Below are 26,983 nucleotides of genomic sequence, written 5' to 3' on the forward strand. Positions count from 1 at the left end.
TGCTACTTTTCCGGTCTCTTTTGCTTGCCGGGGTGGGGACTGCAGTGAGAAGTAGAAGAAGCTGGTATTGCTCGCAGCTTTTTGGCCGGATTCAATGCATGGGCAGGCTGCGTGGCACGGTGGCATTGGCCGCCTGTTTCGCGTTGGTCCTGACGCTGCTGTCCGGGGCGCCGGTGCTGGCCCAGGGGCACCATCTGCCCAAGCAGTGGTCGCCGCGCCCCCTGGACAAGGCGCACTCGGTGAAGGGGCACGACGTCGAGCCGCAGCGGGGCGCCGCGCCCTCCGGTACTCACGGGTCGTCACCTGCCAAGTACCACCCGCTGTCCGTGACCTGGCCATCAGCGACCCGCGTCCAGGTCAATCCGGCCGCCGACCACATCGCGCCTCCACTGGCGCCCTCGCGGCAGCCGGTTACACGGCTGCCCTACGCCGAACCCGGCCCGGCCCACGCGGCAGGAACCCCGGTGTGGGTCGGCCGCCCGGGTTCACTGACCAAACACCGTACGAACCAAGCCACCGGCACAGCACCCACCGCCGTCACGGTCGCCGTCGCGGGCCACACTGCCGCCCAGCGCGCCGGGATCAACGGCGCCCTGTTCTCCCTGACCGACAGCGCGCCGCGCCACGCGGGCAGCACAGCCTCGGTCGGCCTGGACTACACCGGCTTCGCCGACGCCTACGGCGGCGACTACGCGGCCCGCCTCCAACTGGTCCAGCTGCCCGCCTGCGCCATGACGACACCGCACTCCCCGGCATGCCGCACGTCCAAGCCCCTGCCTTTCCGCAACGACTTCGAGAACCACCGCCTGGTGGCCGACGTCGTGCTGCCCGGCGCCGCCACGACAGACAGCGCCCAGTCGCTCGTACTCGCCGCGACAGCCGCCCCCGCCGGAGCCGGCGGCACCTATGGCGCCACCGCACTCTCCCCTTCCGGAAGCTGGAGCGCGGGCACCTCCTCCGGCGACTTCACCTGGACGTACCCGATCAGCGTGCCCCCGCCGCTGGGCGGCTCCGCGCCCGCCGTGGCGCTGTCGTACGACTCCTCCAGCATCGACGGCCGGACCGCCGCGACCAACAACCAGCCCTCCTGGATCGGCGACGGCTGGGACTACCAGCCCGGCTACGTCGAGCGCTCGTACAAGCCGTGCTCCAAGGACGGCCAGGCCAACACGGTCGGCGACAACTGCTGGGTGACCGACAACGCGACGCTGTCGCTCGGCGGTCGCACGGTCAAGCTGGTGAAGGACGACACGACTGGCATCTGGCGTGAGAGCGGCGACGACGGCTCGCGGGTAGAGCACCTCACGGGCGCGACCAACGGCGCCCAGAACGGCGAGTACTGGAAGGTCACCACGACCAACGGCATCCAGTACTACTTCGGCCTCAACCACGCCCCCGGCAGCACCACCACCCCCACCACCAACTCCACCTGGACCGCCCCGGTCTTCGGCAACGACACCGGGGAGCCCTGCCACGGGAGCACGTTCGACACGTCCTGGTGCCAGCAGGCGTGGCACTGGTCCCTCGACTTCGTCGTGGATCCCAACCAGAACGTGACGACGTACGCGTACAAGACCGAGCCCAACTACTACGCGCGCGGCACCTCCAACACCCTCACGTCCTACATCCGCGGCGGATACCTCACCACCATCTCCTACGGCCAGCGGGTGCCGGACGCGGTCGCCGGGAGCAAGGCCGCCGCCCAGATCCTCTTCGCCACGTCCGAGCGCTGTGTCTCCGACTCGACGTTCAAATGCCCCGACACGCCGCCCACCGCGGCCACCGCCAGCCACTGGCCCGATGTGCCGTTCGACCAGAACTGCGCCTCGACCGGAACGTGTGCGAACCACGCGCCCTCGTTCTGGACCACCAGACGGCTCACCACCATCAGCACCCAGGTGCTGGTCGGCTCGGCGTACTCCCCGGCGGACACCTACGACCTCACCCACCAGTTCCCGGCCACGGGCGACACCAACAAGCCGGGCCTGTGGCTCGCGTCGATCACCCACACGGGCAAGGACGGCGGCACGCTCGGGCTGCCCGCCGTCACCTTCTACGGGACACGACTCGCCAACCGGGTCGACACGACCACCGACAACATCCCACCGATCAACCGGTACCGGGTCCGGGCGATCGTCACCGAGGCCGGCGCCCAGATCAACATCACGTACAAGTCGCCGGAGTGCGTCAAGGGCACTCATATGCCCGCCGCGCCCGACAGCAACACGATGGCCTGCTACCCCGTGTACTGGGTACCGCAGGGCGCGAGCGACCCGACCCTGGACTGGTTCCACAAGTACCTGGTCGAACAGGTCACAGAGGTCGACAACTCGACGCTCGGCGCCGCCGCCAAGTCCACCTCGTACGAGTACCTGGGCGGCGCGGCCTGGCACCACGACGACGAAGAGCTGATGGACCCCAAGAACCGCAGCTGGGGCCAGTTCCGCGGCTACGGCGAGGTAGTCACCCACACTGGCACCGCCCCACAGGCGCTGACCCAGAGCTCTGCCCTCTACCTGCGCGGCATGAACGGGGACCTGAAGGCCGACGGCTCCCACAAGTCGGTCACCGTGACGGACTCCGCGGGCGTCTCGCTGACCGACGACGACCAGCTGGCCGGTGTCGTCCGCGAGAGCCGGGCCTACGACACGTCCGGCGGAACCGTACAGGAAGCCACCTTCCGTACCCCCTGGGACGGCCGCGTCACCGCCACCCACAAGCGGACCGGTCTGCCCGACCTGACCGCCCGGCTCGGCGGCACCGCAAAGGTCCAGACGAGTGCACTGCGTTCGGACAAGACCTGGCGTACCTCGGAGATCGACACTTCGTACGACACGGACGGGCGGGTCGTCGCGGTCGACGACAAGGGCGACGGCACCTCGGCGACGCCGGAGGTCTGCACGAAGACCAGCTATGCGCAGAACGCGAACGCCTGGGCCAACATGCTGGCCTTCCCGTCCGAGGTCATCAAGATCGCCGGCAGCTGTGACAGCACGCCGAACGCGGACAACACCCTCGCGGACAACCGCAGCCTGTACGACAACAAGCCGTTCGGCCTCGTCCTGGGCACCGGCGACGCCACGTCCACCCAGGTCCTCGACCACTACGACAGTTCCGGCGCGGCCCAGTTCAAGACGGTCGGGACCACCACCTTCGACATCTACGGCCGCGCGACGAGCGTGACCGACGCGCTCGGCGCCACGACCTCCACCTCCTACAGCCCGGCGACCGGCGTGCTGCCGACCTCCGCCACGAGCACCCAGCCGGCCGTGGCCCCGGCCACCGCGGGCTGGAAGAGCACCACCACGTACGACCCGCTGCGCGCGGCCCCGCTGACCACGACCGACGCCAACGGCCGCATCACCGACGTGGCGTACGACCCGCTCGGCCGACTCGCGGCCGTCTGGCTGCCCGGCCGGCCCAAGGCGAGCAAGAGCGCCAACAAGCGCTTCACCTACGCGCTCAACAAGGGCACCCCGAGCGTCGTCACCAGCGAGACGCTCCGCGAGGACAACTCCTACACGATCGACTACAAGCTGTACGACGGCCTGCTGCGGCTGCGCCAGGAGCAGCAGAGCAGCGCGGACGGCGGCGCGGGCCGGCTGGTGTCGGACACCTTCTACGACACCCACGGCTGGACGGTGAAGTCCAACGCCCCCTACTACAACACCACCGACCCGACCCCCTCGCTGTTCGTGGTCAACGACGACCAAGTGCCGTCCCAGACAGGCACGTTCTACGACGGCATGGGCCGCCCCGTCGCGCAGACCCTCTCCAGCCTCGCCGTGGAACAGTGGCGCAGCAGCACCGCGTACCTGGGCGCCGACCGGGTGGACGTCACCCCGCCCCCCGGCGCCTCCGCGACCAGCACCATCACCGACGCACGCGGCCGCACGGTCGAGCTCCGCCAGTACCACGGCAGCACGCCCACCGGCCCGTCCGACGTCACGCGCTACCACTACGACGCGACAGGCAACCAGGACCAGGTGACCGACAGCGCGGGCAACAAGTGGAGCACCGCCTTCGACCAGCGCGGCCGCAAGTCCTCCTCCACGGACCCGGACACCGGCACGACCACCTACGGATACGACGACCTCGACCGGCTCACCTCGGTCACGGACGCCCGCCACAAGACACTGGCGTTCACCTACGACGAACTGGGCCGCAAGACAGCCGAGTACGCGGGGTCGACGAGCGGCACCAAGCTGGCCTCGTGGGCGTACGACACGCTGGCCAAGGGGCAGCCGACCTCCTCGACCCGCTACAGCAACGGCAACGCGTACACCAACGCGGTCACCGGCTACGACGTGGCGTACCGGCCCACCGGCAGCACGGTCACGATCCCCGCGGCCGAGGGCAAGCTCGCGGGCACCTACACGACCGGCGCGGTCTACACGCCCAACACCGGTCTGCTGGACACCGCCAAGATGCCGGCAGCGGGAGGCCTGGCCGCCGAGTCGGTCTACTACTCGTACAACCTCGCCGGAAAGCCGATGCTGGTGGGCGGCGCGGCCGACTACATCAGCGGTATGTGGTACACGCCGTACGGCCAGGTCCAGCGCAGCCTGCTCGGTGACGTGCCCAAGCAGGTTTCGCAGACCAACAGCTACGACGCCGCCACCGGCCGGGTGCTCAAGTCGACGCTCGACAAGGAGAACGGCACCACGCCGGTCGACGTCACCAGTTACACCTACACCCCGTCCGGCGCGGTCACCTCGGCCTCGGACGTCCAGGACACCGGCCAGACCGACACGCAGTGCTTCAGCTACGACTACCTGAACAGGCTCACCGAGGCGTGGACCGACAAGGGCGGCACCACCACGGAACCCGCCCCCAAGGCCTCCGGTATCGGCGGCTGCACCAACACCACGCCGAGCGCGGCCAACCTGGGCGGCCCGAACCCGTACTGGCAGTCGTACGGATACGACCTGACCGGCAACCGTACGAGTCAGGTCGACCACGACGTCACCGGTGACACCACGAAGGACGTCACCCACACACAGGCCTACCCGGCGGCCGGGAAGCCGCACCCGCACGCCGTCCAGTCGATGACGGCCAGCAGCCCGGCCACGGGCACCAGCACGGAGACCTTCGCCTACGACGAGGCGGGCAACACCACCGCGCACACCACGGGCGCGGGCACGCAGAACTTCACCTGGACCGACGAGGGCAAGCTCGACACCGTCACCAAGACCCAGACGGAGAAGGGCACGGACTTCGTCTACGACGCGGACGGCAACCAGCTGCTGCGCCACGACCCGAAGACGTCGACGCTGTACCTGCCGGGGACGGAGGTGGTGCTCAACAAGGACACGGACACGACGAGCGCCACCCGCTACTACGGCGTGCCGGGCTCCCTGACCCTGGCCCGCACGAGCGACGGACGCCTCACCTACCTGGCCTCCGACCCGCACGGCACGGACAACGTCGCGGTGGACTCCGCGACGCTCACGGTCCAGCGCCGGCCCACGACCCCGTTCGGCCAGAACCGAGGCGGCCCGACGCCCTCCACATGGCCAGGCGACAAGGGCTTCGTGGGCGGAACGGTGGACACGGAGACGGGCCTGACCAACCTGGGCGCCCGCGAGTACGACCCGAACCTGGGCCGGTTCCTGTCGGTGGACCCGGTCTTCGACGCGGCCGACCCGCAGGCCCTCAACGGCTACGCGTACGCGGACAACTCCCCGCTGAACAACGCGGACCCCACGGGGCAGACGATCTGCGACTTCAACCCGGAGAAGTGCCACCGGGACTCCACACCGGAGACGAAGAGCGAGGACGCCTACGCCACGTACACCGCCAAGACCGGCGTCGTGTACGACACGCGGCCTGCACCGCCCAAGAAGCCGAAGCACCACCACTGGTGGCAGAAGGTCTGGGACAAGGTCGAGACGGTCGCCGTGATCGTCGTGATCACGGTGGTGGTCGTGGCCGTGGTCGCTGCGTGCGTCACCCCGGCGGGCGTCGCCTGCGCCGGAGTCATGATGGCGGCGGCCACCGGCGCCGCCGAAGGCGCCACGTTCGGAGCAACAGCGGCAGCGGCCGGGGCCGTGATATCAGCGGGCGGAGAAGCACTCGCTGCGGTGGGAGCCGGCGCGGCGGTGGTCGGCGCTGCGGCGAAGGTCGCCAAGGGCGTCTCCAAGGCGGTCTCGAAGTCGGGCGCCGCAGGAGAAGCGGGCGGGGTGGCCGCCAAGGGAGAGGCCGCGGCCGGGAGGGAACTCGCCTCCACGGGCCCCGGGTGCAACAGCTTCCCGGCGCCGACGACTGTCCTGCTCGCGAGCGGCGCCACCGTCCCGATCGACCAGGTGAAGGTCGGCGACACCGTCGAGGCCACGGACCCCCTGACGAACACGACCAAGCCGCAGAAGGTCACCCACGTAGAGGTGACCCTGACGGACAAGGACTTCACGGACACGACGGTCCGCACGGCCGAGGGCGACAAGGTCGTCACTTCGACTCAGCACCACCCGTACTGGGACGCGACACGCAAGCAGTGGGTCGACGCCACCAACCTCAAGCCGGGCGAACAGCTCCGCGAACCCGATGGCGCGCTGCTCACGGTCGTCAAGATCCGCAATTACCGGCGGGCGGTGACGACGTACAACCTGACCGTCGAGCACATCCATACGTATTATGTGCTGGCGGGGGCCACGCCGGTGCTCGTCCACAATTGTGGCGGTGCAGTTACTGGACACCCGGCAAGCTGTGAATGTGCTGACGGCGGCATACCGAAGGTGCGTAATGGAAAGCTGGCAGGGGATGTTCACCCTAAGACGAATGTTCCATTCGACGAAAATGGCTTTCCTGACTTCTCGGCGTGGCGCCATCCAGATGTGCCCGATGTGCGGATCGAACTTTCCGGAAGTCGCGGAACAGATTTCGCGAGATCTAATCGCGCGGCAGGTCTTAGTGAGACACCCGATGGCTATACGTGGCATCACCACCAGGAGCCGGGGCTCATGCAGTTGATCGAGACGGAAGCTCATAAGCGGACAGCTCACACTGGCGGATTCTCTGGAGGGAGGTAGTAATGAACGAGTTGTTTGAGGACGGAGATTTCTACACAGGTCCCTCGCTGAGTCGTGACATGATTCTTCGCGCTGAGGAGGCCCTGGACCTGCGGCTCCCGGCAAGCTACGTGGCGGCACTGACGGAGAAGAATGGCGGAGTGTTGAAGCGGCGCTGTTTCCCAACAGAGTTCGCAACGTCGTGGGCTGCCGACCATTTCGAGGTACGCGCACTCCTTGGAGTCGGAGGAAAATGGGGGATTGATTCTCCTTCTGGGTTGGGGAGCGCAGACCTGATCGCCGAGTGGGGATACCCAGAAATCGGTGTAGTAATCTGTGACATGCCTTCGGGTGGGCATGACGCGGTAATGCTTGACTACTCCGAATCTGGTCCGGACGGTGAGCCATCTGTTGCGTACATCGACGAAGACCGTATCCCTCGGACAGTAGCGGTTTCGTTCGAGGAGTTCTTGTCTCGATTGGTTCTCTGTAGTCCATCGATTTAGGTCACGTCCTCTCTTCGCGGTTCGGCTGCCTTTGAGAGCAGATGAAGGTCCCCTCTGCGCAATGATGCGGAGGGGACGTTTGTTTCATTCGACGGCAACGGTGACGGCAACGTCAGCGGATGACGGCTGAGCCGGGTGGGTCTTCGGGGCCGTCGTCGCCCCGGCCGAGGGCCTTTCCAGGGTATTGATGGCCTGCCGCTGGAGGCGGAGTCGGACGTGGGCGTAGACACCGGCGGTGACGCCGATGTGGGCGTGGCCGAGGAGTTCCTTGATGACGACGAGTTCGACGCCCTGTTCCAGGAGTAGGGTCGCGGTTGCTGGCGTAGGCCTGAAAGTGGTTGCGGTGGAGTCCGGCCAGGCCGGGGCCCCGAAGGGGTAGGTAATGTTGGCGGGCCGAGTGCTTGAGAAGTGTCCTGTCGAACTTCCATCAGTTAGCCACGGCCTGGACCCAAAACAGCTCGTTGACTATGTCACGTGTATCGCGGAATATCAGGGTCCGTACACCGGGATTGCGTCGGCGGCCGGGTAGGGGTGGTGTCATGCGTTCCGGATATTGCGACTCCGAGCTACGTTGCGCCAATCGCTGAAGAGAGGCTGAAAGTGGTATCCGATGACTTCCCGGACATTGTGAGCGTGCTCGATGCGGTGACCCTCGGATTCAGGCGGGGAAAGGGATATAGTTTCTTGCTGAGCCATCCCCTGAGATGTGAGGCAGATAGCCGACGGTCATATTGCTGTAGGTAGGACCCGGTTACAGGTTTCCCTCGCAGGTGGTTCGTGTGATGGCTGGCTGCTTTCACTCGCAGGGGCTTCCCGGTATGGAGTCGTTCTCGATATGGAGTTCCGTTGAAGATCCGGATGTACACGATGCGGCAAGCAAGAAACGTATCGCTCTTCTTGGGCGGTGCACTGATCGCCGTAGCCCTGAGTCTGTCGTCTGTCCTGGCTCAGGTGTTCCTCGGGCTCCTGGCGCTGCTCGTCGTCGCGCGTTTCTTGTCGCTGCCCGCTCAGATCTGGGTCCGCGTTGATGCCGAGTCCATAGCTTGGAAGACGCCGAGGGGTGGTGCGAAGAGCGGCCTCTCGCCCTCCGGATCCGTCCGTGTGGAGGACGTCGCCTCGGCGGCTGTGGTCAAGGAGCAGGCGAACGTCCGAGTGTTCGGGGCACGGAAGCAGGTCGAGATGCGGGGAGTACGGCTGGAACTGCGGTCCGGGGAGAGCGTCGTTCTGCCGCTCCGAGTTGCTGCCACCAACGTGAGCACCGCCTCGCCGCTCCGAGCGCTTGTCGACGAACTGAAGCGCCGCCACCCGGAGTTGGCTTCGAGTCTGGTCGTGCCGACCATGTGAGGCGAAGGGAGGCACCCGGGCCGCTGGCCTCGGCGAGATCGCAACTCGTCGGGGTTCGCCGTTCGGGCGAGCGTTCCGAGGCGACCCTCGACGGTACGGTGGCGGGCATACCACCGTTGGTGGAGTGGGCCTTCGGCTTCCCCGCGCCAGACATAGCGGAGCCTAGGACGAAGTCGCGTCCCCGGCCGGAAGATGGGTAGCCACGTCGTGGTTGCCAATCCGCCCGGCCAGCGCCCGCGGGCTCACGCCATGGCCGTTGCGTCGGTCAGGGTCAGCGCCGGCTTCCAGCAGCAGCCGGATCGTCGCACCCTCGCCCCGCGAACAGAACACCGCCCTCCACAGCGGCGTATTGCCGTGGTGGTCCGCGGCATCAACCGCCGCACCCGCGGCCAAGAGGACCTCGATGGCCGATGGGGCCTGGGCCTGAGCCGCGAAATGCAGCGGCGTCCAGCCCGCATCGTCGGCTGCCTCCACGGCGGCGCCTCCGGCCAAGAGCACCCGCAGGCCATCCGCGTCCCCATCGGCAGCCGCATAGTGCACCGCAGTCCGCCCTAACCGATCTTGATCCGTCATGCCGACCATCCTCACCCGGCTTGACCAAACTTCGACCGACGAGACGACGCCGGTCGGGAGGTTATCCCTACTTGGCCGCCACTTCAGGAGCGGTTTACCGGTCACCAAACGCCCGTCCCGCCCTCGCACTTCGCGACCTCTTGGGGCGAGTCGGCTGCTGGTGGGAAGTCGCCGGCCGAATCTGGTGGTGGCATCCACGATGTAGCCACTCGTGGTGATCGGCAGCAATTGCCGCCGCCGTAGGCTGGGGCAATGGGCGTGGGGATGGAGCTTCTGGTCGTGGACTGGCCGAGGGCGGAGGCGACGGCGCCTGGCGACCGCCGGGATCTGCTGATCGATGCCGCTTTCGGAGAGGTGTGAGAGGTGTACAGCGATGACCTCTTCGAGCACGGCTGGTCCTGGCCCGTACATCCGGTGGCAGGTCAGACGAGCGTGTCGTACGTGCCCCAACCGGTGCCGATCTTGACGCGGCCCGCGAACGGCGCGGCCGGGCTGCCCGTCCCGCGGTAGTGCCAGAGTGCCGACGGGGAGTTCCCGTCGGCACCAGCCGCATCTGTGACGTGGAGGTGCCGAGCCGCGGCAGGCCTGGCACCTGCACGGCACTAGCTGAAACGGGCGACCTGGCGTTCGGCCCCCTGCAAGGGGCCGGGTGTCAGAAGAGGTACTTGTACATCTGCCAGCCGCCCCCGACCCGCTGACGGCCGGTGAAGTTGCCCCTGCCGTCACCGGCATACGACCACAGCACACCGTCCGCGCCGCGCGCCAAGAGGTCCGGCTTGCCGTCCGCGTTCAAGTCACCGGCACCGACGAGGGAGTTGTAGATCTGCCAGCCGCCGCCAACCCTCACACGGGCTGTCAGTCGGCCGCTGCCGGTGCCGGGGTAGAGCCACAGCACGCCGGCCACGTCCCGGGCCAGCAGGTCCGCCTTGCCGTCGCCGTTCACATCACCGGCGCCCGACGCCAGCAGATACCCCTTCCAGCCCTCGCCCACCTTCACTCGCGCCTTGAAGTTGCCCGAGCCGTTCGCCTCGTAGAGATAGAGGTCGCCGGTGGCCGCCTCGCGTGCGAGGACATCTGCGCGGCCGTCGCCGGTCATGTCTCCTGGCGAGGTCAGCGCGTCGAAGATGTTCCATCCGCCGCCGACGGGCGTGTACGGGGTGGTGGCAGTCAGGGCCTTGCCGCCCGGCCTGTAGGTACGGAGCTCGCCGCTGCTCACGCGTACCAGTACGTCATTGGAGCCGTCACCGTCGATGTCGTCGAACGGCACCGCGGACGTCACGGTGTTCGCACCGGTCCAGCCGGATCCCGACACCTTCGGGTCGACTCCGCCCCGGTCCGTACCGGCACGGAAGTCCGCAATGCCCGAAGGCGTGAAGGCGAGCAGGTCGCCGATGCCGTCGCGGCCGACGTAGTCGCGCGGCGCGGGTGCCGCGCCGGTGAGCCGGAGCGTGCCGGTGCGCGTCAGGGCCGGTCCGTGGCCGTCGGCGGGCAGTGCGGTCAGCGTCCAGGCGTAGGCCCCGTCGACGGCGAGGCGCCCGTCCTCGGTCCGCCCGTCCCAGCCGGCCTTGACCAGCCCGCGGGCCTCCCCGCCGGCGAGGGTGCGGACCGTGGCGCCCGTCGCCCGGCTCGTGAGCGTCAGCTTCCAGGTGGCGGCGGGCCGGGAGAGCCACCAGCGGGCGGCCCAGGGGCCGGATTTGACGTTCGCGACGGCAGGGGCGTCGGTGTCGATGTCGGTCAGCGCGGACGCGTCCGCGCCGGAGGGAACGATGTGGGTGACGCCCTGGGCGTCGCTGTAGACGAGCGGTCCGCCGAAGCGGTCCACGTCCCAGCTGGTGCCCGCGTACGAGCTGGGGACTTGGCCGATGGACCGGGAGGCGGGCCGCGTGCCGCTGAGGTCGGTGAGGCTCAGTGTCCCGTCGGCCGCCGACGCCAGGTAGCCGTCGGCCAGCCGTGTCTGCTCGGCGTAGGGAACCGCACTCGTACGCCCCGTGGCGGTGTCGTAGACCCCGGCCTGCTTATCCGCCTTGCAGGCCCAGTAGATCCGGCTGGCGACGGCCTGAAGGTCGGTCAGGTCGCACGAGGCGACCTTGAACGGCGAGCCGGCGGAGCTCGCCGCGCCCACCGTCGTGCTGCGCACACGTCCGGGCTCCCCGGCGGCTTCCACGTACAGGCGGTTGCCCCACAGGGCGAACGCCTCGTTCGCATACGGCTGGGTGGCCACCGTCCTGCCGGAGTCGATGTCGACGATGGACAGGAGCTGGTTCTTGGGCGAGGGCGGCGGATCCACCCAACCGTAGAAGGCCGCGTAACGTCCGGAGGCGGCGACAAGGGTGTTGAAGGGGGTGTCGGGCGTGAACTGCCGCCCGGGCAGCGCCTGCCCGTCGTCCACCACTCGCATCATGCCGGTCGCCGTCAGTCTCGTGAGCGTCCGGCCGTCCCCTGTGGTCAGCAGATGTGAGCAGGAGGAATCGTCACAGAAGGGGGTGTCCGTTTCGGCCCCGCGGTCGACCCGGGTCCCTGCGGTGAGGGGGGCGCCGACCGAGAGACGCACGCCGCGCAGCCGCAACGACGCCCCGGGCACCGGCATCGCGTCCAGCGTGTTCACCTGTCCCTGGGCGACCGCCGTCACGGCGGTCCTGGCCGCGACACTCGGCAAGTCCGCTACTTTGACCGGCTCGGGTCCGGCCCCTTCCGCGCCCGCGCGGATCGCGTAGACGGAGCGCTCCAGGCCCTCACCGGCCCGCGCGATCAGGACGCGTCCACTCGGATCGAGCACGGCAGCCGCCGTCGTACGGTCGAGGATCCTGCGGGGCTCACTGCCGTCCGCCGGGGCCGCCCAGACGCCGTAGGCGAACCGCTTCTTGTCCTCGGGCTGCTGGACCGGCGTCGTCGGCCGGGCCAGCAGCGCCTGGTCGCCGAGGAGTCCGAGCAGGTGGTCACCCGATTGATAGGCGATGTGGAACTCGCGCTCGGGGCGGGTATTGGCGGTCAGCCCCCACACCTGGACCGTGCCATCCTTCCGCAGGAGCACCACCTTGTCCCCGGCGAGCAGCGTCGAGACGGCATCCGGTGTCGCGGGCAGGCCGACCAGGCGCACCCGGGCGCTGGAGTCGAGCCAGAAACGGTGCTGCACCCCGTCCAGCTCGTAGGAACCGAGCATGCCCTGCCCGTTGCGGTACGAGGGCCCCGCGAGCAGCTTCGCACCCTCGGGGAAGCCGGTGACCCGCCGTGTGACGGTCTTCCCGTTCTCCGCGGTCAGCAGGTACCGGCCCTCTCCTTCCGGCGCAGACGCGGACGTGGTGGTCATCACCGTGTCACCGAAGGCTCCGGCGAGACGGTGGTAGGCCGGCAGAGAGACAGTCTTCGACCCGCCGTTGCGCATGTCGCGAAGCTCGACGAAGAATGTCCCGGACGCGTCGTTGCCGTACAGGGCGACGTAGTCGGAACCCGTGGCCACGGCCGCGTAGCGCCAGTGGTCGTGAGGCACCGTCTTGACGGTTCCGTCCGCGTACGAGATCCACCGGAAGTCGCCTTGGTAGGTGCGGTCCGACCCCTGGTAGGTGCCGCCCAGAACGCCGCTGTCCCCGGCGCTGATCAGTGTGCCGGCATCGTCCAGGGCGTACAGCTCGGCGGGAATCGACACCTCGGGGGGTACCGCGTCGGCACCGAGGGCCGGTGCCGCCACCAGCGGTGTGAGGCCGACCGCCAGGCCGATCGTCGTGACAGCGGCGACGGCACTGCGTACGAGTGTGTGACGTCTCAAGATGTGCTCCCCAAGAGTGTTGCGGCATGGGGAAGCCACCACGTGGCGCGGCGTGGTCGGTGATGAAAGGAAAGCCCCCCGGCTTGGTCCCCCATGCAAGTGGCTTGACCTTACAGCAGCCCTACCGGCGAACAGGCGTGAATTTGAACTCGTTCAAGACGTGCCTTCCCGGGGGAAGACCTCGCACAGGGCGGTCTGGGGAGGTAAGCCTGAGCCGGTGGCCTCCTCGGGAAGGGCCCCCAACTCGTCCACGACCACCTCGCGCGCCCATCAAGGGGAGTGGGTCCACACCATGGTGAGGTAACCGCTGTAGAAGGCGGAGACGAGAGCGGTGCCGGTGAGGACGGCGTAGACGGTGGTGGTGCGTGCGCGGGCGAGGGCTGTGGCGAGGGGGAACAGGAGAGGGAAGGCGGGGAGGAGGAAGCGGGCCTTGGAGTGGAAGAAGCCGGCGCCGCCGACGGCGATGAGGACCAGGGCGGCGGCGTAGATCCAGACAGCCAAGGGCGGACGGCGCAGAGCCAGGACGCCGAGCAGGATGACCGCGGCGACGATGGTGGCGGCGACCACGACGTCGTTGAGGGAGAGTTGGGGGTGGGTGAACAGGTCGCGCAGGCGCTGGGCGGTGAAGGTGCCGCCGTCGAAGGTGGAGCCCCACTGTTCCTGTTCGACGAAGTAGCCGTCCCAGCGGTGCATACGGTGTCCGACCCAGAGGAAGAACGCCGCCCAGCCAAGAGGGGCCAGGGCCATCGCGGCGTACAAACGCACCGTGGGGCGTTTGCGGGCGCGCCGGCCCCGGGCGGGGAGGGGCTCTGAGGAACGTCTGCCCGCCGCGGACACGAGGTGCCAGGCCGCGCCGATGGTGACGGCGGCGATGACGGCGAGGCCGGAGGGGCGGGTTGCTCCGGCGAGCAGGGCGAGGGTGCCGGCGGTGAGCCAGGAGCGGGTGAGTACCGCGTACAGGGCCCAGGCCGCGAGGGCGGTGAAGACCGGCTCGGTGTAGGCCATGGACTGCACGAGCGCGTGCGGCACGATCGCGTACAGGGCGAGGGTGAACAGGGCGACCCGTGGGCCGTACAGCTTCTCGGCGACGGCGAAGATCCCCCAGGCCGCGAGGAGTGAGGCCACCAGAGATATACCCCACGCGGCCCAGCTGGCCGGGAGCCCGGTGACGTTGGAGGTGGCGCGTATCAGGGTCGGGTACAGCGGGAAGAAGGCGAGTTTGCAGGTGGGTCCGCCGAGTCCGCAGCTGGGCACCATCGGGCTGGTGTAGCCGTGGTCGGCGATGTTCAGGTAGTAGACCGAGTCCCACCGGGTTGCCAGGACTTCATGCAGTCCCACTCCCTTGCGGTGTCCCCATATGCCCACCATGCCAATGCCTATGAGGCGCAGTCCGACGTGCAGCAGCAACGCTGCCTGGGCCCGCCGCCATGAAGCCGTTGCCGCACGCCGTGCCGTCTGTATGCGCCCGAGAGCAGGGGCCGCGCGTCGGCCTCCTCGACTGCGGGGCACGTCGGGGCGTATCTGGGTCCCTGTCACATTTCCGTCCAGAAGTTCCATCAAGGCGCTGTCTGCCGCGGGCGCCTTCTGCGTTGGCATGGGGGCACGGTCCGCCGCGGGATTGAGGAATTCGAGGCGACGGCAGGCCGTGCGGGCACAGCAAGATCCCACACAGCCGGATGCGGGGCGGACGTCAGCGGTGCGTTCGTGCGTGCTTGGAACGCTCCCCGCTCGCGCAGTGGCGCGTTGGCCGCTGCTCATAACGCGCAGTCGACACCAGGCGCATCCGCCCTTTGGCGCCTGGCATCAGCGGCGAGATTACCCCACCCGTCCGGTTGCGGCGGTCTGCACCGTGTCGTCGGCAGCCTGTGCCGCGCGGTGCGGGCGCGTGGACTGACTGTCAGTGCTGAGGGGTGGTCTCATCGCGGTGCCATGGGGCGCGGCGACTGAGTGCGCTGGTAAACATGGAGTAAAGATCTAGGGCCGGTCTGAGCGTCGCGGGGTGTCTCTCATGCTGTTCCGCCGCAGCGGGGCTAGTAGCCGGAAGACAACTCCGTAGCATCGGATTTCAGGGGCATTTCCCCGCATTTCGAGGGCCTGCGCTGGCGAAAACCGTTCGGTGGACGCGCGCCGGGGTGGAGGCAAACAAGCCCGACTGTGTCCTTTATCACAGTTGACCGTCGGGGTCCGGGTTCCCTTTGATTCGTTCACTTGTTTGTTTTCTTTGTGGTTCCTGTGGGGGGAGCGTCAGTGTGGGGTGGGGACGGCCGTCGTGCCGTGAGACAGATCCGGCGTGCACGGTGGGCGGGTTGGGCGGTGGTGTCGGGGCTCGTCCTCGCTGCCGCGCAGCCGCTGACCGCCGTGGCGGATTCGGCGGTACTGGCCGATTCGGGTGATCCTTCGGTGTCGAGCCGCAGTGATGCGGGTCAGCAGGAGACGCCCGAGTCACTGGCGGTGGCAGAGGCCAGGCGCAGCGGCAAGGATGTGAACGTTGCGTCGCTGCAGAGTGAGACCAGCGACGTGGTGGCCAAGCCGGATGGCCGGCTTGCCGCGACGATTCACACGAAGCCGGTGCGGACCCGCAAGGACGGTTCCTGGCGGGCCATCGACACCTCCCTGCGCACCACGAGCGGTGGCGCGGTGGTGCCGTCGGCGACGCTGACGGACATGGAGTTCTCCGGCGGCGGCACCCAGCCGCTGGTGCGGATGTCGAGTGCCGGCAAGGAGCTGAAGCTCACCTGGCCCAAGCCGCTGCCGACGCCCGTGATCAGTGGGAGCACGGCCGAGTACCGCTCGATCCTGCCGGACGTGGACCTGCGGATGACCGCCACCGACTCCGGGTTCACCCAGCTCATCGTGGTCAAGACCCCTGAGGCGGCGAAGAATCCCGAGCTGGACCAGCTGAAGCTGGGAATGTCCAGTGCGGATCTGACGGTGCGCAAGGAGACGGACGGCTCGCTGTCGATGGTCGACAAGGCGGCCGGGGGCACGGTGTTCCAGGCGCCGAAGCCGATGATGTTCGACTCCTCGCCCGGTCTGACCGACGGCTCCGGGATGCCCGCGACCCCGACTGCGCAGCTGAAGGCACTTGCTGCGCCCAAGAACGCCCTGGCCACGGTCGAGGCACCAGCGGACCCATCGGCCCATACAGCAGCCGTCGACGTGGCAGTGCCCGCCGACCAGACGTCACTCATCCTGACCCCGGACCAGAAGCTGCTGGATGCGCCCAGCACGGTCTTTCCGGTGATGATCGACCCGGACGTCAACGCACCGCGGGCGGTGGGCTGGGCGGGGATCTCCCGGTACTGGTCGGACACATCGTTCTGGAAGTTCTCCGGGGACTTCGGCATGGGGTACTGCGGGGATGAAGGCCGGTGTGTGCCGGCTGATGTGAAGCGAGTGTTGTACGCGATCCCGGTGAAGAACGCGCCGTTCGTGGGCAAGCACATCCAGGATGCCAAGTTCCGTGCGTGGAACTCGCACTCCTGGAGCTGCACTCCTCAGCCGGTCGACCTGTTCCTCACCGGGCGCATCGGCTCCAGCACCACGTGGAGCAACTCCAGCTCGATGGGATCCTCGTCGTTCTGGAACAAGTACCTGGCGACACGGAACGACGCGCGAGGTTTTGACGGCTGCGGGGCCGGTTTCGTTGAGTTCGAGCCCGCGGGCCTTCGTGACGCGGTCCAGGCAGTTGCCGACCGCAACACCGTTGACCTGACACTGGGGTTGAAGGCCGGCAGCGAGAGCGCTTCGGCGTACGGGCAGTGGAAGCGGTTCACCGACGACGGATACCTGCAGGTGTTCTACAACCTGCCGCCGCGCCAGCCCGCGATGAAGGACCTCTCGTCCCAGCCCGGCGGCGTCTGCTCCTCGACCACCACGCCGATCACCAAGGTTCCGCAGGTGTACGCGCGCGTGTCGGACCCGGACCAGGACAGCATCGGTGTGCAGTTCGCGCTTGTCTGGGACACCGGTTCCTGGTACTCGACCGGGGGCGCGAACACCCCACCCGCATCCAACACGTTCAGGGCATCCGGCTCGACATTCTCCCTCCAACTGCCCTCCGGGACCCCGCTGAACAAACCGGTGGGCTGGGCGGTGCGGGCCTGGGACGGCGCGGAGTGGGGGCCGTGGAGCTGGGACGGTGCTCCCACAGGCTGCTACTTCACCGTCGACACCAGCAAACCCGCCGGGCCGGTGACCACCTCGCTCGACTTCCCCGGGTCGCACGACGGGCAGGCGGCGCTGGCGTGGACCGACGGAGTGGGCCGCTACGGCACGTTCACCTTCACCACTGCCTCCCGTGATGCGGTGGCCTTCCAGTGGGGTCTGGACCAGCAGCCGACGGCTGCCCAGGAGGTGGCCTCCAGTGGGGGAGCGGCGCGGTCGGTGCGGGTGCTGATGCCGAGCGAGGGCCCGCACATCTTGACGGCCCGCGCCAAGGACGCGGCGGGCAACGCCGGGGAGACCACCACGTACTACTTCAACGTGCGACGCGGCCAGGCCCCGCGGGCCGGGTGGGCGATGAACGACACGCCGGGCAGCATGCGCCTGGCCTCGGGGCCGGCCGCGAACTTCCCCGCCACGCTCACCGGCGGCACCCTGGGCGCAGCCGGACACACCGGCACGGCGGCGGCTCTGACCGGCGAGACGGCGCCGGACGGCACGCCGAAGAACTACCTCTCCACGCAGAGCGCGGTGCTGGAGACGGACCAGAGCTTCACCGTCTCCGCCTGGGTGAACACCGCTGATCCGTCCGTTCAGTTCCAGTCCGCCGTCAGCCAGAGCAGTGTGCACCAAGCCGCCGTGACCCTGGGCCTGAGCAGCGGGAAGTGGACCGTCAAGGCACCGACGGCGGACAATGCCACCGACTACGGCTGGTACACGGCCTCTTCCGACGTAGCCCCCGTGGCCAACCAGTGGACGCACCTCGCCGGGGTGTACAACGCGGTGGCCAAGACCCTGACGGTGTACGTGAACGGGAAGCCGTCCACCCCTGCGCAGGGGGTCAGCCTGTGGTCGGCGCGCGGAGCGATGGACTTCGGCCGGCTGCGCTGGCGTGACACCTATACCGACCCGTGGAAGGGTTCGCTGGATGACGTCCGGGTCTACGACCGGGCACTGGGCCTGGCGGAGATGACGGACCTGGCGGCCGGCCGCCAGGTCATCACCGGCATGGGTGCGAAGGCGGTGTGGTCGCTCGACGAGAGCGGTACGACCGCTGATGGCGCTTCCGAGATCGGCGACCTGACCACGACCGGCGCCGTGCAGATGGGCATCAGCGACGGGATCGAGGACAAGGCGGTCCGCTTCGGAGCGGATGGTTACGCCACCACATCCCGTCCGCAGGTGGACGGGACCCGCAGCTTCTCCGTCTCCGCCTGGGTGCGCCGTCCGGCGCTGGCTGCAGGGGACTCCACCGCCAAGGTGGCGGTCAGCCAGCCCGGTGCCCACCAGCCCGAGTTCTCCCTCTACTACTCGCCCTCTTATAAGAAGTGGATCTTCGGCCGGTCCGCGGAGGACTCCACCGCCGACACCCTCGTGCGCGCGGTACAGCCTGCCTGCACCGCGCCGGTGAACGGGGTGCCGTGCTTCGGCGCCACGAACAATGAGTGGACGCACCTGGTGGGGGTCTCGGACGCGGTCACTCACAAGATCCGCCTCTATATCAACGGCTACTTGGTCGACGAGAGCGACTACATCCAGTCCACGCCGTGGGCAACCACGAAGCCGCTCATGATCGCCGGGCTGAGCCGGGAGGGAACGCCTGCGGAGTTCCTCGGCGGTGACGTCGACGACGTGCGCATCTTCGACCGGATCGTCACTGGCGACGAGGCCAGGACGATGGTCCAGCAGCGTCCCCAGCTGGCGGCCCGGTGGAAGTTCAACACCGGCACCGCCACCACTCCGCCCGTGTCGGCCGCGGATGGCCCGCTGTTCCCCGCGTCCCTGTACGGCGGGGCGAGCGTGTCCACGACGGACCAGGCCCGGGTCGGTACCGGCACGCTGACGCTGAACGGGAGCACCGGCTTCGCACAAACCAGTGCCACGCCGTTGGACACGGGACAGAGCTTCACCCTGGCCGGTTGGGCTCAGTCGGCCGCGCCGCCCAACCGGGACATGACCGTGCTCTCCCTGGGCGGCGACAAGGGACCCGCTGTCACGGTGCGCTGGAAGTTCCTGCGCACCAGTGACGACCCGGTCAGCCCCGGCAATATCGGGGAGTGGCAGGTGGAGACCGTAGATGGCGCGGCCAAGCATGCCGTCGTAGTGCACACCTTCGATGGTTCACAGAGCGTCGGCAGTTACTGGAACCACCTCGCGGTGACGTACGACGCCTTCTCCAACGAGCTGGCGCTGTATGTGAACGGGCAGCGGGAAAACGAGATCTGTCCCGACGCCGATGCCAGCTGTACCCCGCACGTCTCCTTCACCACTGCGGATCAGCCCCTGAAAGCCACCCAGGAACTCAGGTTCGGCCGCAACCCGGCCACCGTCACCAACGCGGACTGGTTCTCCGGACAGATCGACGACGTCTGGGCCTACCAGGGCGTGCTGAGCCCCGCCGGGATCACGCAGCTGGCACAGGGCGACGAGCTCGACAGCAGGACCGGCCCTGCCACCTAGGCCACCACGGCGCGGGGGGGCGGGCCGCCCACATGGTGAGCGGCCCGGCCCCGGGCCCCTGCTGACTTCGCCTCCTCTTCACACCTGCCTGGCCTCCGGCCGGCACGATCAGCCGCCCGGACCCCGATCCGGCGCGGCAGGGGAATCTCTTACGATGCGCTTCAGACCAGCCCGCAGAGCGGGCACCCGCACCACGGCGCGAGTTGCCGCCGTCCTGTCCGCCGCCCTGGTGGCGGGACTGCTGCAAGCCCTGCCCGGCCCACAGGCCGTGGCCGAGACGAACCTTCCCGCAGCGTCGTGGAAGGAGAAGTCGGTCAAGGGCACCAATGCCGCGGTCAAGCCGCGCCCGGCGGACAAGACGGTCTCCACACCGCGGGCCCCGAAGGCGGCCTGGCCCAAGGAGGGCACCGCCAGCGTCGCCGTTCCGGCCTCCGGTGGCTCCGCCCTCAGCGCGAAGACGTCCGGCGGTTCAGGCCGTGAGGTCCGGGCCGGTTCCCTGCCGGTGTCGCTGGCCGCGGCGCCGCGCGGCCCGCTCGCTCCGCACCAGCAGGCAGCACCGCCGTATGCCGTACGGGACACGGCCGCCACCGTCAGAGTGCTGGACCGCAAGACCGCTCAGAAGGCCGGTGTGAACGGTGTTCTGCTGACGGTCGCCTCCAATGGCAGCGCGGCCAAGGTGAAGGTCAGTGTCGACTACGACGCGTTCGCGGATGCGGCGGGAGCCGGATACGGCGAGCGGCTGCGCCTGGTGCAGCTGCCCGCGTGCGTGCTGACCACCCCCAGCAAGCCGGAATGCCGCACAGCCATCCCGCTGGCGGGCCGCAACGATGCGGAGAAGCACACCGTGACCGCCGACGCGGTCACCGTCGCGGACATCACGACGAGCGCATCGAAGTCCGCAGCCCCTGCCGTCGGATCCCAGGCACTGGCAGGCGGTGCGACAGTGCTGGCCGCGACCGCCGGTTCCGCGAGCCCGGCGGGTGACTACAAGGCGTCCCCGCTGTCGGCGGCGTCGACGTGGAGCACCGCGCTGAACAGTGGCTCGTTCTCCTGGTCGTACAACATGCCCGTGCCGTCCGTGCCCATGGGGCTGGCCCCCACGGTGGGCCTGGCCTACAGCTCCGGTGCGATCGACGGGCGGACCTCGAACAGCAACAACCAGGCTTCCTGGGCCGGTGACGGCTTCAGCATCGCACCCGGCTACATCGAGCGTTCCTACAAGCCCTGCGCCGAGGACGGCGTGAAGACCGACGGGCAGCAGCCTGGGGACCTGTGCTGGGCCTATGACAACGCCACCATCAGCTTCGACGGCCACGCCGGCGAACTGATCCCCATCAACGACGAAGAATGGCGCATCAAGGGCGACGACAACACCCGCGTCTTCCACTGGCGCCAGAGCGACCGCGGCAACGGTGACAACGACGGCGAGTACTTCCGAGCCACCACCGCCAACGGCACCCGCTACTACTTCGGCTACAACCGGCTGACCAACTGGACTGCGGGCAAGCCGGAGACCAAGTCGGTGGAGACCGTCCCGGTCTTCGGCAACAACAGCGGCGAGCCGTGCAACAAGGCCGCGTTCGCGGACTCGTGGTGCCAGCAGGGCCGGCGCTGGAACCTCGACCTGGTCATCGACTCCAGCGGCAACGACATCACCTACTGGTACAACCAGGAGGCCAACACCTACGGCCGCAACCTCAAGGACACCGACGGCACCCCCTACGTCCGCGCGTCGGTCCTGGACCACATCGAGTACGGCCAGCAGCTCAAGGACCTCTACTCCGACACCGTCAAGCCGATGGCCAGGGTGGACTTCACCACCGCCGAACGCTGCCTGGAAACCGACACCGCGCTGTGTGACCCGGCGAAGATCGACACCAATCGGCAGTACTGGTACGACACCCCCTGGGACCAGAACTGCAACAGCGGCAGCAAGTGCGACATGGGGCGCCTGTCGCCGACGTTCTGGGGACGCACCCGGCTGAGCAACGTCACCACCAAGACCCTGCAGAGCGACGGCAACTACAAGCCGGTCGACTCCTGGGACCTGCACCACAAGTGGGGCACCGCCGACTTCGACTACCAGCTCCTGCTCGACTCCATCAAGCACACCGGCCTCGCCGGGGCCACACCTGTGCCCCTGCCTGCGACGACACTGTCCTACAGCGCGCAGGTCGGACGCCTGGACAAGAGCGGCGACGGGCGGCCGGGCTTCTACAAGCAGCGGCTGCGGACCGTGCTCGACGAGTCGGGCGGTCAGCTGGACGTGAACTACTCGCAGGCCGCCTGCTCCTGGGACAGCCTGCCCAGTGCGCAGTCCAACACCTCGCGCTGCTTCCCGCAGATGTACCAGGCCGGGTTCACCGATCCGGTGACCACGGAGTGGTTCAACAAGTACGTCGTGGACTCGGTCATCTCCTCCGACCGCACCGGCGGCGCCCTCAGCACCCAGACGAACTACACCTACTACGACGGCGGTGCCTGGGCGTTCGACGACACCGAGGGCATCACCAAGGAGAAGCTCAAGACCTGGTCGCAGTGGCGCGGTTACGGCAAGGTCCGGGTCCAGACCGGCAGCAGTCAGGCCATGTCCACCCAGGCCGACCACTACTTCCTGCGCGGCATGAACGGCGACCGCACCGACCCCGCCGACAAAACCAAGACCCGCAGCGTCACCGTCCCTGACGGAGAGGGCAACGACCTCACCGACGACGAGGCCTGGGCCGCCTACGAGTACCGCAGCGAGACCTTCGACAGGCCGGGTGGGAAGATCCTGGCCAAGACGGTGAACACGCCCTGGAAAAAGCAGACCGCCAAGCGGGAACGCGACTGGGGCACCACCACCGCCAACCTCACCGGCACCAGCCGCTCCCGGAACTTCACCTACCTGGATGCGGCCGGGAAGTGGCGCGAGACCCGCGTCAACACCACCCTCGACGACCTTGGCCGGGCCCCCAAGGTCGAGGACCTGGGGGACACCGACGTAACGGGCGACGAGAAGTGCACCCGCACCACCTACGCGGACGACGAATGGATTCGGGCCGCCGCGATCCACACCGAGACCATCGCGGCCGACTGTGCCGCGAACCCTGACCGCGACACCCGCGCCGACGGCACCTCCGTCATCCTGTCCGACACCCGCACCCGCTACGACGGCCAGGCGTACGGGGCCGCCCCGGTCAAGGGCCTGGTCACCATGACCGAGACCCTCAAGTCCCGCAGTGGCAACAGTGCCACCTACCTCGACGACACCAGCAGCTACGACGCCTACGGGCGGCCGCTGACCACCACGGCACTGGCCTCCTCCAGCGTCTTCGACCTCAACGACACCGCCAAGGCACCCGTCACCACCCCGGCGGTCAGCCCGCGCTCCACCACGACGGTCTACACTCCGGCCACCGGACGACCTACCAAGGCAGCGGTCACCACCCCGCCCGCCACGGTCGGTAACGCGGCCACGGCCCAGACCAGCACGTCCTACCTGGAGCCGCTGCGCGGCCTGCCGTACATCTCCACCGACGCGAACAACCTGCGCACCGACATCGAATACGACGCGCTCGGACGCCCGCTCAAGGTGTGGAAGCCCAACCGCTCCAAGCAGAACAACCAGTCACCGAACCTGCAGTTCCGCTACACCAACGCTGAGAACACGATCCAGTCGGTCGCGACGCTCACGCTGAACAACGACGGTTCCGCCGATACCAGCTACACCCTGTACGACGGCCTCGGCCGCGTCCGCCAGACCCAGGCCCCGGGCCCGGACGGCGGGCGCCTGCTGACCGACACGTTCTACGATGAGCGCGGCCAGGTCCGCCTCGCCTACTCCCCGTACCACAACACCGCGGCGCCCAGCGGGACGCTGTTCACGGTGGTGGACGCCGACGGCATCGAGACCCAGACCGCCACCGAGTACGACGGCCTGGGACGGCCCACCAAGTCCACCCTGCTCTCGGGCAACGGCACAGGAACCCCGCTCGCCACGACCACCACGGTCTACGGCGGCGACCGCGTCACCGTCACCCCGCCCAAGGGTGCAACTCCCACCACCACCGTCAGCGACGCCTCGGGGCGGACGACGGAGCTGAGGGAGTACCAGGCCACCAACCCGGCAGGTCCCACCGGACCGTACGACAGCACCACCTACCGATACGACCCGGCCGGGCATATGACCGGGATGACCGGCCCGCAGGGCGCCCAGTGGTCCTGGACCTACGACCAGCTGGGCCGGCAGACCAAGGCGGTCGACCCGGACAGCGGCACCACCGCCAAGGCCTACAACGACCGCGGTGAACTCACCACGACCACGGATGGCCGCGGCAAGACCATCACCAGCGTCTACGACAACCTCTCCCGGCTCCTGGAAACCCACGATGGCACGGCCACCGGCCCGCTGCTGACCTCGCAGAGCTGGGACAAGGTCAAGGGACAGGTAGCCAGCTCCACCCGCCATGTGAACATCGGCGGCACGGTCTACCCGTACACGACCACGATCAACACCTACGACGCGCTGTACCGGCCGACCAAGACCACCCTCACCGTCCCCTCCGTCCCCGGCCAGGAAGCCCTGGCCGGCGACTACGCGACCGGCAGCTCCTACAACCCGGACGGCACCGTCCAGGCGACGTCGTACCCGGCCGCAGGCAGCCTGCCCGCTGAGGTGGTCGCCTTCACCTACAACAAGCTCCACCAGACCACCGCCGCCGGCAGCAACCTGTCCACCTACCTCACCGGCCAGACCTACACCCTGACCGGCAAGCCCTACCGCTCCACCCTCAACGCTGGCGGCGTCAACACCACGATCACCAACGGCTACGAGCAGGGCACCCAGCGCCTCTCCGTCAGCCGCACCGACACCGACAACACCGCCGTACCGGCCCGCGCCAACGCCTACAAGTACGACGAGGCCGGCAATGTCACCGAACTGAGTGACGTCTCCCGCACCGGCACCGACCGCCAGTGCTTCCAGTACGACTACCTCACCCGCCTCACGGAAGCGTTCACCCCCACCGACCCCACCTGCCCGGCCACTCCGGACGGCAGCAAGCTCGGCGGTCCAGCCCCCTACTGGTCCAGCTACACCTACAACACCGACGGCACCCGCAAGACCGAAACCCAGCACAACACCACGGGTGACACCTCCAAGGACCAGACCCGCACCTACACTTACCCGACGGCGGGCGCGGCCCACCCGCACTCCCTGCTGTCCACCAGCACCACCACCGGCACCACGGGGCCGGTCACCGACACTTACGACTACGACCAGGTCGGCAACACCACCCGCCGCACCCTCAACCCCAGTGCCGCCCCCACCAGCGACCAGACGCTGAGCTGGGACAGCGAAGGGCATCTGCACGCCGTCGCCGACACCGTCCAGACCAAGACCGCCAACTCGACGGTGACGACGAAGAAGGCCACTGACTACGTCTACGACCCCAGCGGCAACCGCCTCCTCGGGCACACCCTGGACACCGCCAACCTTGCCGACGAGAACACCACGCTGTACCTCGGCGCCACCGAGCTGAAGCTCACCAAGGGCGCGGCCAAGCCCACCGCCACCCGCTACTACCCGCTCGGCGCGGCCACTGCTGTCCGCACCGACGACAACAAGGTCACCTTCCAGGTCACCGACCACCACGGCACCGCCGACACCAGCATCAACGCCACCGACGGCACAGCCACCCAACGCCGGATGACTCCCTTCGGCCAGGAGCGCGGCACCCCGCCCGCCGCCTGGGCCGGCACCAAGGGCTTCGTCGGCGGCATCAACGACACCCAGACCGGCCTGACCCACCTCGGCGCCCGCGAATACGACCCCGCCACCGGCCGGTTCATCAGCGTCGACCCGCTTCTGGAGACGAACGACCCGCAGAGCCACAACGGGTACGTGTATGCCCACAACAACCCGGTCACCGGCTCCGATCCCAGCGGATTGAGGGACGGGGACTGCGATGAAGGTGCCGACTGCTACGGCGGTCGGGTCATCACCAAGAAGCACCCGCGTCCGTCCGCCGCTGAGCCCCAGTCCGAGGACAAGCCGTCGGTAAACGATGTGGTCTTCACGGATCCGAATGGCGCAGACATCAAGCTCCCTAAGAACGACTGGGACTTCCGGCGCCGCTACATCAAGGCCTATGAGCGCGAAATCAAGTGGTACGACCCCAACGACGCAGAGGAACGTTGGATCACCCAGGTCAGCGCAATGCTCTCCGCCTGCACGGCAGAGAAAGGCAACTGTGACGACATCGCGTTCTATGTGAGGCAATTCCACGAAGCCAACCTGAAGGCGGGCCTGTACACCGGGTCTGATGCTCGCGTGGGAGGAATAGGCATCGGCGGAACCGGCGAGCTCGGAAGCGCCGGTGCACGGGGGTGGGGCTCCAAGAAAACGTCACCGTGCCGCCCGCACAGCTTCCCGACGGACACCGAAGTGCTGATGGCTGACGGCACCCATAAGGCCATCGAGGATATCGCTGTCGGTGACATCGTCGCCACGACTGACACGAGCTCCGGGAAGACGGTTGACAAGCCAGTTGTCGCCAAGATTTCGACAGAAGGCGACAAGAACTTCACAGAGCTTACCCTGCACTCCGGGGAAACCTCTTCCCGCATCGTGGCCACGGACACCCACCCGTTCTGGGTCCCTGACCTCAAACGCTGGGTGCAGGCCAGCGACCTGAAACCGGGCCAACTGCTGCGTACCAGCTCAGGTGCGTACATTCAGATCTTCGCAGTCAAGCACTTCACGCAGAAGCAGCGCACGAACGACCTCACCGTTGGGGACATCCACGCGTACTATGTGCTGTCAGGGGCCACTCCAGTCCTCGTCCACAATTGCTCTGTCAGTCCCCATGAATTGGAGCGAACGGAGCAACTCGGAGGAGCCAGAGATCGCGAACAGGTCGATCAAATTGCCGAAAGCATGACCAGGGATGGCTGGGTCGGTGAGCCCATCGAGGTCTATGAGCATCTGGGTCGGCGCTATGTAATCAACGGTCACCATCGACTTGCGGCGGCTAAGAAGGCGGGGATTGACGTTCAGTACCGATCTCTTACACTTGATGAGGTCAAGGCCTACAAATACAAATCCGCCGATGAGGTGGTCTGGGCGTCTATCGAGGTAGGCGGGGACTTTCCCGAGGAGCGGAGAGGGCGGAGGCGCCGGTGAG

At 68.0% G+C, this 26,983-nt stretch carries 9 protein-coding genes; 6 read left to right on the forward strand and 3 right to left on the reverse strand.

Going from position 1 to position 26,983, the window contains the following annotated elements; translation table 11 throughout:
* The first annotated feature begins 98 nt into the window (after nucleotides 1-98).
* The 3 genes from BX283_RS39615 to BX283_RS39630 all read left to right on the forward strand — a co-directional run bounded on the left by BX283_RS39615 (nucleotide 99) and on the right by BX283_RS39630 (nucleotide 8,857).
* Complete coding sequence (locus BX283_RS39615) at nucleotides 99-7,028, forward strand: RHS repeat-associated core domain-containing protein (protein ID WP_101393027.1); 6,930 nt, start codon at nucleotides 99-101, stop codon at nucleotides 7,026-7,028.
* A gap of 2 nt (nucleotides 7,029-7,030) precedes the next feature.
* Entirely contained in the window at nucleotides 7,031-7,513 is a 483-nt protein-coding gene (locus BX283_RS39620; protein WP_101393028.1) for an SMI1/KNR4 family protein, read from the forward strand.
* 846 nt (nucleotides 7,514-8,359) lie between these two features.
* Nucleotides 8,360-8,857 (forward strand): hypothetical protein, encoded by a 498-nt coding sequence (locus BX283_RS39630; RefSeq protein WP_101393029.1) that lies wholly within the window; start codon nucleotides 8,360-8,362, stop codon nucleotides 8,855-8,857.
* A gap of 162 nt (nucleotides 8,858-9,019) precedes the next feature.
* Here the strand turns inward: BX283_RS39630 and BX283_RS39635 are convergent, their stop codons facing one another.
* On the reverse strand, nucleotides 9,020-9,430 hold the full coding sequence (locus BX283_RS39635; RefSeq protein ID WP_218976601.1) for an ankyrin repeat domain-containing protein: 411 nt from the start codon (nucleotides 9,428-9,430) through the stop codon (nucleotides 9,020-9,022).
* Nucleotides 9,431-9,793: 363 nt separating this feature from the next.
* On the opposite strand from BX283_RS39635, the gene BX283_RS40985 reads away from it, so the two are divergent.
* Nucleotides 9,794-9,940, forward strand: a complete 147-nt coding sequence (locus BX283_RS40985) for a hypothetical protein (protein ID WP_180357527.1) — start codon at nucleotides 9,794-9,796, stop codon at nucleotides 9,938-9,940.
* A gap of 142 nt (nucleotides 9,941-10,082) precedes the next feature.
* Here the strand turns inward: BX283_RS40985 and BX283_RS39640 are convergent, their stop codons facing one another.
* Both BX283_RS39640 and BX283_RS39645 read right to left on the reverse strand, forming a co-directional pair.
* On the reverse strand, nucleotides 10,083-13,193 hold the full coding sequence (locus tag BX283_RS39640; protein WP_101393031.1) for a VCBS repeat-containing protein: 3,111 nt from the start codon (nucleotides 13,191-13,193) through the stop codon (nucleotides 10,083-10,085).
* Between the two features lie 270 nt (nucleotides 13,194-13,463).
* Nucleotides 13,464-14,531 (reverse strand): glycosyltransferase family 39 protein, encoded by a 1,068-nt coding sequence (locus tag BX283_RS39645; RefSeq protein WP_257584533.1) that lies wholly within the window; start codon nucleotides 14,529-14,531, stop codon nucleotides 13,464-13,466.
* Between the two features lie 936 nt (nucleotides 14,532-15,467).
* Here BX283_RS39645 and BX283_RS39650 point away from each other — a divergent pair.
* Both BX283_RS39650 and BX283_RS42295 read left to right on the forward strand, forming a co-directional pair.
* Complete coding sequence (locus BX283_RS39650) at nucleotides 15,468-19,817, forward strand: LamG domain-containing protein (protein WP_143676654.1); 4,350 nt, start codon at nucleotides 15,468-15,470, stop codon at nucleotides 19,815-19,817.
* Between the two features lie 154 nt (nucleotides 19,818-19,971).
* Complete coding sequence (locus BX283_RS42295) at nucleotides 19,972-26,982, forward strand: RHS repeat-associated core domain-containing protein (RefSeq protein WP_101393034.1); 7,011 nt, start codon at nucleotides 19,972-19,974, stop codon at nucleotides 26,980-26,982.
* Nucleotide 26,983 lies beyond the last annotated feature (1 nt).

The sequence above is a fragment of the Streptomyces sp. TLI_146 genome (assembly GCF_002846415.1).
Classification (GTDB): domain Bacteria; phylum Actinomycetota; class Actinomycetes; order Streptomycetales; family Streptomycetaceae; genus Streptomyces.